At 64.0% G+C, this 15,480-nt stretch carries 10 protein-coding genes and 1 tRNA gene; 10 read left to right on the forward strand and 1 reads right to left on the reverse strand.

Going from position 1 to position 15,480, the window contains the following annotated elements:
- Positions 1-31: 31 nt before the first annotated feature.
- Genes rsmA through QRN52_RS09710 form a run of 3 tightly spaced genes read left to right on the forward strand, consistent with a single transcriptional unit; the run spans position 32 to position 3,774 of the window.
- Complete coding sequence (gene rsmA, locus QRN52_RS09700) at positions 32-913, forward strand: 16S rRNA (adenine(1518)-N(6)/adenine(1519)-N(6))-dimethyltransferase RsmA (RefSeq protein WP_284752514.1); 882 nt, start codon at positions 32-34, stop codon at positions 911-913.
- Entirely contained in the window at positions 910-1,887 is a 978-nt protein-coding gene (locus QRN52_RS09705) for a 4-(cytidine 5'-diphospho)-2-C-methyl-D-erythritol kinase (protein WP_284752515.1), read from the forward strand. The genes rsmA and QRN52_RS09705 overlap by 4 nt, the downstream gene beginning before the upstream one ends.
- 51 nt (positions 1,888-1,938) lie before the next feature.
- Positions 1,939-3,774, forward strand: coding sequence for an ABC-F family ATP-binding cassette domain-containing protein (locus QRN52_RS09710; protein ID WP_284752516.1), 1,836 nt, complete (start codon positions 1,939-1,941; stop codon positions 3,772-3,774).
- A 644-nt stretch (positions 3,775-4,418) separates the two neighbouring features.
- On the opposite strand, the gene QRN52_RS09715 is transcribed toward QRN52_RS09710, so the two are convergent.
- Complete coding sequence (locus QRN52_RS09715) at positions 4,419-5,018, reverse strand: TetR/AcrR family transcriptional regulator (protein WP_284752574.1); 600 nt, start codon at positions 5,016-5,018, stop codon at positions 4,419-4,421.
- Between the two features lie 276 nt (positions 5,019-5,294).
- Here QRN52_RS09715 and QRN52_RS09720 point away from each other — a divergent pair.
- The 7 genes from QRN52_RS09720 to QRN52_RS09750 all read left to right on the forward strand — a co-directional run bounded on the left by QRN52_RS09720 (position 5,295) and on the right by QRN52_RS09750 (position 15,366).
- Positions 5,295-5,366, forward strand: a tRNA-Gln gene (locus QRN52_RS09720).
- Between the two features lie 154 nt (positions 5,367-5,520).
- Complete coding sequence (gene glmU, locus QRN52_RS09725) at positions 5,521-7,029, forward strand: bifunctional UDP-N-acetylglucosamine diphosphorylase/glucosamine-1-phosphate N-acetyltransferase GlmU (RefSeq protein ID WP_284752517.1); 1,509 nt, start codon at positions 5,521-5,523, stop codon at positions 7,027-7,029.
- Entirely contained in the window at positions 7,026-8,006 is a 981-nt protein-coding gene (locus QRN52_RS09730; RefSeq protein ID WP_028266439.1) for a ribose-phosphate diphosphokinase, read from the forward strand. The genes glmU and QRN52_RS09730 overlap by 4 nt, the downstream gene beginning before the upstream one ends.
- Positions 8,007-8,279: 273 nt before the next feature.
- Entirely contained in the window at positions 8,280-8,852 is a 573-nt protein-coding gene (locus tag QRN52_RS09735) for a 50S ribosomal protein L25/general stress protein Ctc (protein WP_284752518.1), read from the forward strand.
- A gap of 120 nt (positions 8,853-8,972) precedes the next feature.
- Positions 8,973-9,557, forward strand: a complete 585-nt coding sequence (pth, locus tag QRN52_RS09740; RefSeq protein ID WP_284752519.1) for an aminoacyl-tRNA hydrolase — start codon at positions 8,973-8,975, stop codon at positions 9,555-9,557.
- A gap of 507 nt (positions 9,558-10,064) precedes the next feature.
- Positions 10,065-12,629 carry a helix-turn-helix transcriptional regulator gene (locus tag QRN52_RS09745; protein WP_284752520.1) on the forward strand — a complete coding sequence of 855 codons (2,565 nt, stop codon included), beginning with the start codon at positions 10,065-10,067 and terminating at the stop codon, positions 12,627-12,629.
- On the forward strand, positions 12,607-15,366 hold the full coding sequence (locus tag QRN52_RS09750; protein ID WP_284752521.1) for a LuxR C-terminal-related transcriptional regulator: 2,760 nt from the start codon (positions 12,607-12,609) through the stop codon (positions 15,364-15,366). Before QRN52_RS09745 ends, QRN52_RS09750 begins: the two co-directional genes overlap by 23 nt.
- Positions 15,367-15,480: the final 114 nt, after the last annotated feature.

Here is a 15,480-nt window from a genome sequence, read left to right on the forward strand (position 1 = left end):
CCCGCCAGTGCTCAGACGATACGATACCTAGGTGACTGAACCGAATTCCGAACACGCCGCCGTCGCGCCCCTTCTGGGAGCTGCGGACATCCGACGGCTCGCCGAGGAAATCGGTGTCCGACCAACCAAAACCCTGGGGCAGAACTTCGTCATCGACGGCAACACGATCCGGAGGATCGTCTCTGCCGCCGGTATTGATCCCGAGGAAACCGTGCTGGAGGTAGGGCCGGGGCTGGGTTCGCTGACGCTCGGCCTGCTCGACGCCGCCAAAACCGTTGTAGCCGTCGAAATCGATCCCGTACTGGCCGGCAAGTTGCCGGAAACGGTCCGTACTTGGCGCCCGGAGTCGGTGGACGATTTCCACCTCGTCCTCTCCGACGCCATGAAGGTCACTGAGCTTCCTGTGCAGCCCACCGCGCTTGTGGCCAACCTGCCGTACAACGTGGCGGTCCCCGTGGTTCTTCACCTGCTCCAACATTTCCCGAGCCTGCAACACGGGCTGGTCATGGTCCAGGACGAGGTGGCGGACCGGTTGGCCGCGGGTCCCGGCTCCAAGATCTACGGAGTCCCGTCGGTCAAGGCCGCTTGGTACGGCCACATGCGCAAGGCCGGCGTGATCGGAATGAATGTCTTCTGGCCGGCGCCGAAGATCCACTCCGGACTCGTGTCCTTCACGCGCGGCGCGCCGCCGGCAACCCACGCCACGCGCGAACAGGTCTTCGCAGTCATTGACGCCGCGTTTGCCCAGCGCCGCAAGACGCTCCGCGCGGCCCTCGCAACGTGGGCCGGGAGCGCCGCGGAGGCCGAACGTTTCATCGTCGCTGCCGGAGTTGACCCGACTGCCCGCGGAGAAGTGCTCGATATCAACGCGTTTGTCCGGATCGCCGAGGCACGCCACCCGCTGGACGCATGAATCCGGCAATCAGCGGTGTGAACCGGGGGCGCTTCGTCGCCCGGACCGTACGCGTCCGGGCGCCCGGCAAGGTGAACGTTTCCCTCAACGTCGGCCCCTTGCGGCCCGACGGCTATCACTCTGTGGCCAGCGTGTATCTCGCGGTTTCCCTGTACGAGGAAGTAGCCGCCACAAGCACGGAGGGGACCGGGATCACTGTCAGCATCGCTCCCGCGAGCACGTTGGATCTCGACGATGTGGACATCCCGCTGGACGAGCGGAACCTCGCCTACAAGGCCGCCGCCATCATGAGGGATGTCTCGGAGAACGCCACGGGCGTGCACTTGGAAATCACCAAGCGCGTCCCCGTCGCCGGGGGCATGGGCGGTGGCTCGGCCGACGCCGCGGCGACGCTCCTGGCCTGCGATGCCCTCTGGAACAGCGGTTTGTCACGCGAAGAACTGGCCCATCTGGCCGCCGAGTTGGGTGCGGACGTGCCGTTCTCGCTTCTCGGAGGCACCGCCGTCGGGCTTGGCGTCGGCGACGAACTCTCACCCGCCCTCGCGAAAGCGCAGATGGACTGGGTCCTGGTCTGTGCCGACTACGGACTCTCCACACCCGAGGTCTTCCACACCTTGGACAGGCTTCGGAACACTGAGAAACTCGAGATCCCCGAGCCGCTTGAGGTCGACGCCAAGATCCTGCAGGCGCTGCGCGACGGGAATCCGGACGCCCTGAGCAAAGTCCTCATCAACGACCTCCAGCGCGCTTCGATCGAGCTGGCCCCGCAATTGCGTGACACCATCGGGATAGGGGAGTCGAACGGAGCCCTCGCCGGGATTGTTTCCGGTTCCGGCCCCACGGTGGCTTTGCTCGCCCACAACCCCCGGGCGGCCGAGGGGCTCGCCGAGGACCTTCGACACCTGGGACACAACGCCCTCGCTGTGCACGGCCCGGTTCCCGGTGCGCGGATCATCTCCGATACCCTCCTATGACAAGTCGCCAGTAGCGATTTCCTGATTATTCACACCAGAAAGTAGTACCCAGTGGCCCACCTGCTCGGCGGCGAAAACCTCACCGTTTCGTTCGCAACCCGCACCATCCTCGACGGCGTAACCCTTGGTTTGGAGGACGGCGACAGGATTGGCATGGTCGGGCGCAACGGTGACGGTAAATCGACGCTGATGCGCTTGCTGGCATTGCGCTCGACGCCGGACTCCGGCCGCGTCACCAAACGCGGCGACGTCAATGTCGGCTATCTCGACCAGTCCGACGTGCTCGACGGCGACCTCACGGTCGGCGTCGCGATCGTCGGCGACCAAGCCGACCACGAATGGGCCGCGAACCCCAAGATCCGGGAGATCATGGGCGGCCTCGTGGCCGACGTTGATTGGCACGCCAACGTGCACGCGCTCTCCGGCGGACAAAAGCGCAGGGTCGCGTTGGCCAAACTGCTCATCGAGGACCACGACGTGATCATGCTCGACGAGCCAACCAACCACCTCGACGTCGAAGGCGTCGCCTGGCTCTCGCGGCACTTGAAGACCCGCTGGCGGGCCAACCAGGGCGCGTTCCTCGTGGTGACCCACGACCGTTGGTTCCTGGACGAAGTCTGCAACCGGACATGGGAAGTGCACGACGCCATAGTGGACCCGTTCGACGGCGGTTACGCGGCCTACGTGTTGGCCCGCGCCGAGCGTGACCGCACCGCATCCGTCGTCGAAAGCAAGCGGCAACAGCTGGTCAAGAAGGAACTGGCGTGGCTGCGCCGGGGAGCCCCTGCGCGCACCTCGAAGCCGAAGTTCCGCATCGAAGCCGCCAACGAGCTAATCGCCGATGTTCCTGATCCGCGCGACTCGGTTGCCCTCAGCAAGATGGCAACCGCGCGGCTCGGCAAGGACGTGCTGGACCTTGAAGGCGTCTCCCTGGACTTTAAGGGCGACGACGCCGGCCGGAAGCTCTTCGACGACGTGACCTTGCGCTTGGCGCCGGGGCAGCGGCTTGGACTGGTGGGCGTCAACGGTGCCGGAAAGTCCACGCTCCTGAGGCTCCTCAACGGCGAGATCACGCCGAGTTCCGGCAAGGTCAAGCGCGGCAAGACTGTTGTCACCGCCGTGTTGAGCCAGGACGTCAAGGAGCTCGACGACGTGTCCGACCTTCGCGTGATCGAGGTCATCGAACGCGAGAAGCGTTCCTTCAGCGTTGGAGGCAAGGAATTCACGGCCGGCCAGCTCGTGGAGCAGCTTGGGTTCACGAAGGAAAAGCAGTGGACCCCCGTCACTGACCTTTCCGGTGGCGAACGGCGCCGTCTGCAACTCTTGCGCCTGCTGGTGGGCGAACCGAACGTCCTGATGCTCGACGAACCCACCAACGACCTCGATACCGACACCCTTGCCGCCGTCGAGGACGTCCTGGACGGTTGGCCCGGCACGCTCGTCGTAGTCAGCCACGACCGCTACCTGCTGGAACGCGTCACGGATTCCCAGATGGCACTCTTGGGCGACGGCAAGTTGCGCGGACTTCCCGGCGGTGTGGACCAGTACCTGGAATTGCGCGAAGCAGCGCTGGCGAGCGGCGCAGTGACCGGCGGCGCGTCGAGCGGGAGCGCCAGGCCGACGGCGGCAAGCGGGTCAGGCACCGACGCTTCCGGGCCGAGCGAAGCCGAAAAACGCGAGGCCCGTAAGGACCTGAACCGGATCGACCGGCAGCTCGGCAAGATCGCGCAACAAGAAGAGAAGCTGCACGTCCAAATGGCGGCGAAGTCCCAATCCGGCGACTTCGACGCCCTCGGCGAACTGAACACCAAGCTCCAGGAACTCCTCGAAGAAAAAGAAGGCCTGGAGCTCGAGTGGCTTGAGGCCGCGGAGATCCTGGGGGAGTAGGCGGGCAGGGACGGGCGGCGGCATCCTTTGCGCGGTCACCTTGGGTGCCGGAGCCGGCCCTTCCGCGTCGCTTAGACACGGCCCATATGTGGGCCTGCGGTCGCTGAGCGACCTCCGGCCCACGAAGGGCCGCGATGCGCTCCTTTCGGAAGAACCGCCCCCGGCGAGGAAAGTCACCTCGCGGGGCGGCGGACTTCCGGCGTCGTCCGCCAGCGGTGGGATGGATAGGGGGCCGTGGAACTCGAGGCACAAGGGAGACTGTAGGTCGTCGCGAACGAGCGAACCGACACCCAAATTTGCCCGCGACTCGGATCGAGGAATTCGATGCGCGGATTCCGGTGTCGATAGTGATTTCGCGCGTCGACGGGGGCACCTGCGTCGCGGAGGCAACTACGGACGCTACCGCGGAGGTGGCCACGGACGACGGCGAAGGGCCGTTGCGTCGCGGAGGCAACTACGGACGCTACCGCGGAGGTGGCCGCGGGCGACGGCGAAGGGCCGTTGCGTCGCGGAGGCAACTACGGAGGCGACCACGGACGAATCCCGAACCGCGAACACGGCAGCCGCGAAGGCGCCCACGGAAACGCGCCCACGGATGCGCCGGTAAACGCAACCGCAGAGCCAACCAGAGCCAACCAGAGCCCCTAGCCCTCGCTTCGCAGTTCCGGTTCCTTTTGCAGGCCTGTCAGGCCGTTCCATGCCAGGTTGACCAGGTGGGCGGCTACTGCGCGTTTGTCGGGCTCGCGGTGGTCCAACCACCATTGGCCGGTCATGGCCACCATGCCTACCAGCATCTGGGCGTACATGGCGCCGTCGGCTGCGCTGAATCCTCGCCGCGAGAATTCGTCGGCGAGCAGGTTTTCCACGCGATCGGCCACGTGGGAGAGCAGCGTGGAGAAGGCGCCTTCGGGCTGGGAGGGCGGAGCGTCGCGCATGAGGATCCGGAAGCCGTCGCTCCGCTCTTCGATGTAGCCAAGTAGGGCAAGGGCTGCCTGTTCAACGAGGACGCGTGGTTTGGCTTCGGCTGCGAGGGACTCGTTGATGGCGTCGAGCAGGATCCGGAATTCGAACTCCACAACCTGCGTGTAGAGGCCTTCCTTTGAGCCGAAGTGCTCGTAAATCACCGGTTTGGACACGCCTGCGGCGGCTGCGATTTCGTCAATGGTTGTGGCGTCTAGTCCCCGGACGGCGAAGAGGCCCCGGCCTATTTCGATGAGCTGGGAGCGCCGCTGGGAGCCCGTCATCCTGGCACGGGCAACCTGGCCTGCGGGTGGGTGGTTGATCACCCTGGAACCCGTCGACTGCCGGGGAAGTCCTGTGCTGTTGCTCACGCATCCATCATGCCTTATGCCAAGCGTGAAGCGGCCTCGGGAGGGCCTGCCAATACCGCTGGAAAGGACTCGGGGATGCGCCAAGTCGCGAACACCGCAATGGTCATGGCAAACTAGATTCTTGTGTGTGCGACCCGGTCAAACGGGAACCCCGCGGACCTCGCGTCCGCAAGGGCCACGTGCGCACGGTCCGCTCTGGTGTAATGGCAGCACCCCGGCCTTTGGAGCCGTGGAGTATAGGTTCGAATCCTATGGGCGGAACTTGTCGGTGGTCTGCCGGCACCGCCTCTGATGGCACTGCGTATCCCGAAGCTGTCCACTGGCTGCGCGGAAAGCTGTGAATCGGCAAGAGTAGGATAGAGCAGATGCCGCAGCCGGGTTCGCCCGGACGTAATCGAGCAAGGAGAGCGACTTCGTGAGCCCCGATACTACTGGCCCCGCCGCTGTTATTGTCCTAGCTGCCGGAGCCGGTACGCGCATGAAGTCGCGGACTCCCAAAATCCTTCACGAAATCGGCGGACGCTCCATGGTGGCGCACGCCATCCTCGCGGCGCGTTCCATCCATCCCCAGCAGCTGGCCCTGGTGGTCCGCCATGAACGGGACCTCGTCGCCGCGCACATTGAACTGATCGATCCCGACGCCGTCATCGTGGACCAGGACGATGTTCCGGGAACCGGACGCGCAGTGGAAGTAGCTCTTGACGCCTTGGACGCGAAGGCCGAACTCACTGGGACGGTAGTGGTCACGTATGGCGATGTGCCTCTGCTGACGGGTTCCCTTCTCTCCGAGCTTGTCGCCACGCATGAATCCGAGGGCAACGCCGTGACGGTGCTGACCGCTGTCCTCGACGACGCCAATGGTTACGGCCGTATCCTTCGTGCCGAGGACGGCACCGTGCTTGGCATCCGTGAACACAAAGACGCCAGTGACGCTGAGCGCTCCATCCGCGAGGTCAACTCCGGCATCTATGCCTTTGACGCAAAGGTGCTCCGCGCGCAGCTGCACAAGGTGACCACTGACAACATCCAGTGCGAAAAGTACCTCACTGACGTGCTCGGACTGGCGCGCGACGCCGGAGGCCGGGTTTCCGCCGTCGTCACCAAGGACCGGTGGCAAGTGGAAGGCGCTAACGACCGCGTCCAACTGGCCGCCCTCGGCGCCGAGCACAACCGCCGTACGGTCGAGGCCTGGATGCGTGCGGGTGTCACGGTCGTTGACCCGGCCACCACGTGGATCGATTCCACGGTCACCTTGGACGAAGACGTCCGGCTCCTGCCCAACACACAGCTCCACGGCACCACCACCGTGGCGCGCGACGCCGTCGTCGGGCCCGACACGACCCTCACCGATGTTTCGGTGGGCGAAGGCGCGAAGGTGACCCGCACCCACGGCTCCGGATCCACTATCGGCGCCAAGGCCACGGTAGGCCCGTTCACCTACCTGCGTCCCGGCACTGTCCTCGGGGAGACCGGCAAGATCGGCGCCTTCTACGAAACCAAGAACGTGACGATCGGCCGCGGTTCCAAGCTGTCCCACCTCGGCTACGCCGGCGACGCCGAGATCGGCGAGGACACCAACATCGGCTGCGGCAACATCACGGCCAACTACGACGGCGAGAAGAAGCACCGCACGGTGATCGGCTCCGGCGTGCGGACCGGTTCCAACACCGTCTTCGTGGCCCCCGTAACGATTGGCGACGGCGCGTACAGCGGCGCCGGCGCCATCATCCGCAAAGACGTTCCCGCCGGAGCCCTCACCTTGAGTGTCGCTCCCCAGCGCAATGCAGAAGGCTGGGTCATCGCCAACCGGCAGGGCAGCAACTCGGCCCAGCGGGCGCAGGCTGCGCAAGCCGCGCATGGCTCCACTGCCACCCCCGATTCCTCAAGTACTCCGGCAACCACAGAAGAGGGCACACAGGCATGAGCGAAATTACCGCACACGGCGAGAAGAAACTAGTTCTCGCCGCCGGACGGGCGCACCCCGAGCTGGCGCAGGAAATCGCCAAGGAGTTGGAAACTGAACTCCTGCCTATCGACGCCTACGACTTCGCGAACGGGGAGATCTACGTGCGCTCGGCGGAGAGCGTCCGTGGCACCGATGCCTTCGTCATCCAGGCGCACCCGGCTCCGCTGAACAACTGGCTCATGGAGCAGTTGATCATGATCGATTCCCTGAAGCGCGCTTCGGCGAAGCGGATCACGGTGGTTTCGCCGTTCTACCCGTACGCCCGGCAGGACAAGAAGGGCCGCGGCCGCGAGCCGATCTCCGCCCGCTTGGTGGCAGACCTCTACAAGACTGCCGGCGCGGACCGCATCATGTCCGTGGACCTGCACACGTCCCAGATCCAGGGGTTCTTTGACGGCCCCGTGGACCACCTCATGGCCATCCCGCTGCTTGCCGACTACATCCGCACCAGGGTCGAAGCGGACAACATCACCGTTGTCTCGCCGGACACCGGCCGTGTGCGCGTCGCAGAACAGTGGGCCGAGCGCCTGGGCGGTGCGCCTTTGGCGTTCGTCCACAAGAGCCGCGACCTCACGGTGCCGAACCAGGCTGTCTCGAAGACCGTCGTCGGGCAGATCGAAGGCCGCACCTGCGTCCTGATCGATGACATGATCGACACCGGTGGAACGATCTCCGGCGCAGTCCAGGTCCTCAAGAACGCCGGTGCCAAGGACGTCATCATCGCGTGCACCCACGCCGTGTTCTCCGAACCGGCGGCGCAGCGCCTGGCCGATTCCGGTGCCCGCGAGGTTGTCGTCACCAACACCCTGCCGATTCCGGCCGACAAGCGCTTCCCGCAGCTCACGGTCCTGTCGATCGCACCGTTGATTGCGCGCGCCATCCGTGAAGTGTTCGACGACGGTTCCGTCACCAGCCTCTTCGACGGCAACGCCTAACCCGCCAATCCGCGGGTCGGGGCCGTTTTCCCTTCGGTGGGACGCGGCTGCTAGACTCTTGGGGATACCTTGGCGAGGGAGAGCACATCCGGGTTAAAACCGGATTGCGGGTCTCCGTTATCGACTGGGTCTGAATCTCCTTCAACGAAGGCGGACTGAACCTGCTGCTCAGCGGCCGGCATTCCGTCGGGCGTGGAAGGTCACCACAGACCTCCGCCCTTGCTGATCGACTTGCCGGCAATTCGCCGGCGCCACAGTAATCAAGGAGTACACATGTCTGAGCAGAAGCTCGCAGCAGAACTGCGCACCGAATTCGGCAAGGGTTTCGCCCGCCGCGCCCGCGCAGCCGGCCAGATCCCCGCCGTCATCTACGGTCACGGCGCTGAGCCCATCCACATCAACCTGCCCGGCCGCGCCACCACCCTGGCCGTCCGCGTTTCCAACGCCCTGCTGGCCCTGGACGTCAACGGCGAAGAGCACCTGGCCCTCGTGAAGGACATCCAGCGCGACCCGATCAAGCAGATCATCGAGCACATCGACCTCCTGACCGTCCGCAAGGGCGAGAAGGTCACCGTTGACGTGGCCGTCCACGTTATCGGTGAAGCTGCCATTGGCGCAGTCGCAAACCAGGAAGCCACCACGGTTTCCCTCGAAGCCGAAGCCACGCACCTGCCGACCTTCGTCGAGATCAGCATCGAAGGCCGCAAGGCCGGCGAGCACGTCCACGCTTCGGACATCGTCCTGCCGAGCGGTTCGGAACTGCTCACCGATCCCGAGACCCTCATCATCAACATCTCGGAGGCCACTTCGGAGGCCGAGGAAGAAGCAGCTCCTGCCGCCGAGTAGTTTTTCGGTTTATTAGTCGTTCCGACTAATTGCGGCATGAGCCTTTGCGAGTGGCCGGGTCCCTGAGGGGTCCCGGCCACTTCTTTTCATTCCACACTCTTGATTCCCTAGGATGACTCCATGACAGACACCTGGCTGATCGTAGGCCTTGGCAATCCCGGCGCTGAGTACAGCCACAACCGCCACAATGTCGGCCAGATGGTCCTGGACGAACTTGCCTCACGCATCGGCGGAAGCTTCAAGGCCCACAAGGCCCGGGCCCAGGTGGTCGAGGGCAGGCTCGGGATCGGTGGCCCGCGCGTGGTGCTGGCGAAACCGATGAGCTATATGAACGTCTCCGGGGGACCCGTTTCCGGCTTGGCCAGGTTCTTCGACATCGCTCCCGATCACGTCATTGCCGTCCACGACGAAATTGATATTCCGTTCAATACCGTCAAGTTGAAGATCGGCGGCGGAGAAGGTGGGCATAACGGCCTGCGGGATATTTCCAAGGCATTGGCTACAAAGGACTACTTGCGGGTTCGCGTGGGCGTCGGCAGGCCGCCGGGGAGGATGGACACCGCGGATTACGTCCTCAGGGATTTTGGAGCCTCCGAGAAGAAGGAGCTTCCATTCCTCCTGGATGAAGCTGCCGATGCTGTCGAAGTATTGATGACTGAAGGTTTGCTCGCCGCCCAGCAGAAGTTCCACCCGGTCAAGGCCTGACCCCACTGCCTCCCTAACCTCGCTTCGCTCGGCCAGGGAACCCGAGCAGCGTGGGCCCATCCACTGCCTCCCTAACCTCGCTTCGCTCGGCCAGGGAACCTCCCCGCTACCTTCCCAAACTCGCACGCTCGTTTGGGGCCCCTCGGTAGCGTGGGCCCAGGCGGCGTGGGCCTGCCGTGCACTCAATTCAGTGGTTAACAAGTACCCTGATGGTTCGTCGTCTGGCTAATTGATTCGGGCGGATCGCTATGATACTTTGCAAATCACTGCTGGGGGTGAAGAGGAAATTCTAAAGCAAACGACCCGCTGAACGTCACGTCCGCCAGAGCTGCGAAGGTAGCGTGATCTAAATTGCGAGCAACACCGGAATCTGAAATAGGGCGACCCGCAACGGAGCGGCAAGCACTAGGCGCTGCTGAACGTCGAAAATGGTCGTCGCTTGTCCGGCAGGATCTTCAGAACACGGTTATTGAAGCGCTCGGCGAGCCGTCTTTGTATGGAGTGGTGGTGGTTGGCGCGCCGGGCGTCGGCAAAGCGACTTTTGCCCGTTCGGTTGAAGCCCGGCTCACTCCAAAGACCCACGTCCTCCACCTCCACGGCTCAACGGACGTCAACTCTCCGTTTGGGGCGTTGGCCCATCTTGTCGCGAGGCTTCCAGCAGATGCTGCAGATTCCCCTGGCGCGACCATCTATGGCATATCGCACTTGATAAGTGCGGACGCCGCGGGACGCGAAGTGCTGTTGGTCCTGTCGGAACTTCCCGCTTTGGACAGTATGAGCACGGCACTTCTGGTGCACTTGTTAATTAGCGGGACCGCGAAAGTCCTCGTCACCGTCCGCCAAGCGACGGATATGCCGGAAGACCTGATCAGGTTGTTGAAGGACGGCCTCCTGGAAGAAGTTCAGCTTCAGGTTTTTTCCCGCTCGGAAGTTGCCAAATTGCTGACCGGCGTCCTTGGAAAACGGGTGACCGCAACCGCGGCAAGTGCATTGCATGCGTCCAGCGGTGGAAACCCCTTGGTGCTCCAAGCCATCGTCACCGAGCAGCTCCGTTCAGGCAACCTGCATCTGGCCGGGCAGGTTTGGGCGATGAAAGGCGAAATCCACCTTTCATCCGCGGAAGTCCTGACCGACCTGGTCCGTTCCCGCCTTTCCCGGGAGAGCCCTGCCGTCCAGGAAGCGCTGGAGCTACTTGCCCTCATTCGAACGGCCCCGCTCGCCGTGCTGTTGGACGTCCTCGAACCTGAAGTGGTTGCGGAGATGGAGTGGTCCGGCTATCTCCGCATCGAACCGTCCGGCTCCCGCCGGGTGGCGCTGCGCGACGAGTACATGGGTGAGGTCATTCGAGGCTGGATGGACTTGCCACGGCGGAATGAACTGCGCCGGCTTGCCGCCGGGGTGATTGGCAGCATTTCCCGGGACCTGGATGCGGAGGCCCTCCTGGGCTTTGCTTCTTCGACGCTAAACGTCCGCGAAACCCTTGAACCCGGGGTGGCCTTGGCGGCTGCGACGGCAGCGAACAGGCAATTCGATCCTTGGTTCGCCTTGGAATGCGCCCGGCAGATCGGGCGCGAGGACAAGGAATGGGTGGCTGCGGCCCAGCAACGCTGCGTTTCCCACGTCATTCTGGCCGAACACGAGGCTGCGGTGGCCGCTTTGAAGGATGTGACTCCCGAGCAGCTCCGGCGGCTCCCGGCGTTCGACTATGCGGACTACGTCCAGGAGCTCTGCAGTGCGCTGTTGTGGATTCCAGGCGGGCACCTCCAGATACCAGACCTCATCGCCCAGGCCCAGGAGGATCTTTCCCGCCGATCGCAGGAAGTCGGAGCGGATGCCACGGAAATTGAACGGGCCTGCGGGATGCTCAGGCTTGCGAGTTTCGAGCTCCAGGTCCATCAGGGCGAGTATGCCGAAGTTGCCGAGGCCTTGGAGCAGGAGTACCGGGATGGCAATGATCTTCAACAAAGGTTGAGCTGCGGGAGCCTGCTGACCATGGCATGGGCGGTGCTTGGGCGGGAAATGGAAGCCATCGAGCTGGCGCGCGAGTTGAAGCACAAGATACAGCGCGCAAAGGCGCGGCCGCGCTTGCACAACTGGTTGTCCGAAGGCTTGTTTGCCGCACTCCTCTGCAGCGGACAGTGGGAAGAACTAGCCCGGATGCTGACGGCGACCCTCGATCAGCAACCAAAGAACATCCACTACCTTGGCGGAGCCGCCGAACTTGCCTTGGGCGTTTCCTACACCTATGCGGGACGGGCCGCAGTGGCGATCGACACCCTGCTGGGGGCCCAGGCGCAACTGGAGATCAGGCGCAACTACTATGGACCCGCGCTGGCCTACTCGGCGCTTGCCTTTGCCTATGCGCAGGCCGGCGACGTGAAGGAATCCCGGACGTTTCTCGAACTGGCGGAAAAGGGACAAGGGGAGACAGCATGGTTCCCCGCATGGATGGCCGAATTCTGCGTCAAGATGGCACGACGCTGGTTGAAGGATCCCGGGGCGAAGCAAAGCCTCATCGAGTCGGCCAACCGGGACTTGGCGAAAGGACGGATCACCACGGCATCCATCAGCCTCTTCGGCGCCACCGTCCACGGTACCGAGGAGGAGTTGCTGCTCCTGGAGCAGGTCTCCTCCCGCCGCCAAGGCAAGATGGCCGCAGTGAACCGGATGGTGGCCGAGGGAAGCCGCAAGAAGGACCCGAAGACCCTGCTTCTTGCCGCTTCAGTTGCCCAGGAACTGAAGTTGGACGCGGTGGAGTCGCGCTGTGCCGTCCTGGCCCTGGACATCGCCCGGGAAGCCGGCGATTCGGCGTCCGCCAGGCTTGCCCAGCAACGGCTGGACCGCCTGGTCGGCACCGTGCCTGTATTGCCCCTGACACCGCATACTTTCGGACCCGAACTGACGGAAAGGGAGCGTCAGGTTGCAAAGATGGCCAGTCAAGGGTTGAGTAACAAAGAGGTAGCCAACCAGTTGCAAGTTTCCGTCCGCACAGTCGAAGGCCACCTGTACCAAATCTTCACGAAAATGGGAATCTCATCGAGGAGCGAGCTTGAAGGAACCGCGCAGTCATGACAACGCTGCGGCGGTGCATGGTCATGTCGGAGAAAGCGGTACGAGGCCGGCTGAACCGTGGCTCGACTATGGGCATTTGCTTCCCGGAATTACCGCTGCAGTGCGTGCCGACGATTGTTCGGCCGTCTTCATCGTGGGCGATTCCGGTCTCGGCGCGTCATCTCTCCTGGCACAGCTGGGCAGTGTCTTCGGCGGGGACCTTGCGGTAGTCCCGATTCACGGGAGTCCTTCACTGACCGCTGTCCCATATGGGGTACTCGCTCCGTTTCTTGCCCATCTTTCGCTTGCCGACATATCCTCCCGGGTCGCTGTGCTCCGCTCACTTTGGGATCACCTCGAAAGCATCCGCGTAGGTACCGGGCCGGCTTTGCTGCTGGTCGACGACGCGCACTACCTGGACGATGCCACGTGCGCGATGCTGACGGAGCTTGTCCAGGCGGGTTGGGCCAAAATCGTGGCCGCATGCGTTCCGCGGCCGGGAGTTCCCGGGCCGCTCTTGCGCTTGTGGCACGAGGGAACTGCCGAGTGGTTTGACCTGGAGCCCCTGACGGCAGAGCAAGGCCACGAATTGTGCGAGGCATTGCTGGGCGGAATCGTCCTGAACAGCACGAGCCATGGGTTCTGGACAGAGGCAGGGGGCAACACCCTTCTGCTCAAGACCCTTGTCCGCGAAGCCGAGAGCTCGGGGACCCTCGTCCAGAGGCACGGTGTGTGGCTCAAAACGGCTGCAGCACCGGTCCACACGGTGAAGCTCGAGGCGGTTGTCAAACTTCAGCTGATGCGCATTTCGGCCGCTGGCAGGGAAGCCTTGAGCTTGATTGCATTGGCGGAGCCGGTGGACGAGACCCTGATTAGCGTTGTGGCCGGAGAATCGGCCGTCCAGGAGTTGGTGGACCAGCATTTGATCAAGCCCGGAGGCAATGGGTTGCCAACCCTGCGGCTCGTCAATCCGGTCTACGGCGAGGTGCTTCGTAGCATCGTCCCGGCCGCACAGAGCCTCCAACTGCATCGGCAGCTGATCTCACGGATGGATGTTCTGGAGGACAATCCGGATTCCTTGCTGCGGATGGTGACATGGTCTCTTGACTGCGGAGCGGACGTGCCCGACCGTCTCTTGATCCGGGCCGCGGTCCTTTCGGCAAGGCTCCTGCAGAGCGAGACGGCGCTGCGCATGGCGGCTGCGGTGCGGGACGCGCAGTGGCAATCGATTGCCCAGGCGGTTATGGCCCGCTCCTACTTCAATCTTGGCCGCCGGGAGGAGGCCGCGGCAGTCCTGGCCCAGGAAACAGTGGATACCGACGCCGGGCCGTCCCACGTAGTATCCGGCAGCCTCCTTCGCGCCGCTACGCGTGCCGCCGTCGGGCAGCCTGCTTCCTTGATCCGGTCAGAAGCCGAGGTCCTCCGCGAGTGGGGAGAACAGCAGCCAGGCCTGCAGGGCCAGCGGACGCCGGCGGCGAAAGCCGCAGTGCCGCTCGCAGCCGCCCTCATCGGGCTGCTTGCCGGCTCCGTGGACGGCGACTACGAGAGGATGGGCCCTGAACTGGAGCGCGTGCTTCTTCAGTCGGGAACCGTGGAAGGTTCCTCGGCGCCGCTATTCAGGGCCTTGGCGCTGGCCCTGAAGGCAGAGATGTTCTGCGCTCTCGGCTTGGGACGCCAGGCAAAGCTGCTGGTGCTGGAGGCCGCCGCCCTCGCGCAGCCCCAGGAGAACGACGTCTTCTTCGTCCCTGAGTTCATCTCTGCGCGCCTCGTCATTTGCGCGTTGGCTGTAGGTGACTGGGCCGACGCACAAAAGCTGCTCGACAGGTACTACGAATCGTCCGGCGTCTCGATGGCGTCCTTCGGCGGGGCGGCCTACGTGGTGGCCGGGTACATTGACATCAGGCAGGGAAAATCCGCCGACGCCTTGCCGTTGCTGACTGCGGGACTTGAAGCCCTGAGGGACAGCGACCCGCAGAATCTCTTCGGGCTGTGTGCTGCCATGGCTTTCTATGCCGCAGCGGGCGCAGGATTGCCTGAAGCCGAACGGTTCCGGGCGGACTACAAGTCCTGGGGACAACACAGCACCCACCTTCTCGCGGCACAGGCAAGCAGCTTTTTCGAGGCCGCAGTTGAACTCCTCAACGCTGACGGCTCCGGAGTGGAGGCGTTGCACCTCAACGCGGACAACGCAGCGAAGGAAAACGCCACCTACCTTGAACTTCATGCCCTGGAGCTTGCGCTTGGCCTGGGAGACACCAGCAGGCTGGACCGGTTTTGTGAAACCGCGGCCGCAACGGAGGGCGAATGGGCGCATGCGCTCGCTGAATACGGGCTCGCGCTCAAATTCGGAGGGGCCGCCCGGTATCTGTCCGCAGGAGAGAAGCTGCAGGCGGCCACCGCCTACCACCTGGCCGCGAAGGCTTATGGTTTGGCGCTGGGAGCAGCGGATCGCGGCCAGACCAAAGAGCTCAGCGCGGTTGCCCGCGCAGGGCTGGCCCGTTGCAACGAAGAACTCGGTCAGGGCAGCGAGGAAGCACAGAACGAGTCCGTGGTTCCGAGGCTGACCCGGAGGGAATGGGACATCGTCAACCTCGCGGTCCAGGGCCTCAGCGACCGGCAGATTGCAGATACGCTCCTTATCTCGGTCCGGACCGTCGAAGGGCATCTCTACAGGTGCTATTCGAAGTTGGGGATCACCGGCAGGGACGAACTTGCCGGAGCTGCCGCGGTCGCACAGGGGGCGTCGGGCACAGGCTGAAGCCGGAAACGGCCGCAGGGCAGTAGTAGTGCACTCTCGATTCGAACGAGTCCCACTGCCAGCGACGAGTACCCGCAAACCGGGGCAGGGGTACTCACACCCGCATACGAGTAT

The organism is Arthrobacter sp. efr-133-R2A-120 (genome assembly GCF_030209835.1).
Lineage (GTDB): Bacteria > Actinomycetota > Actinomycetes > Actinomycetales > Micrococcaceae > Arthrobacter.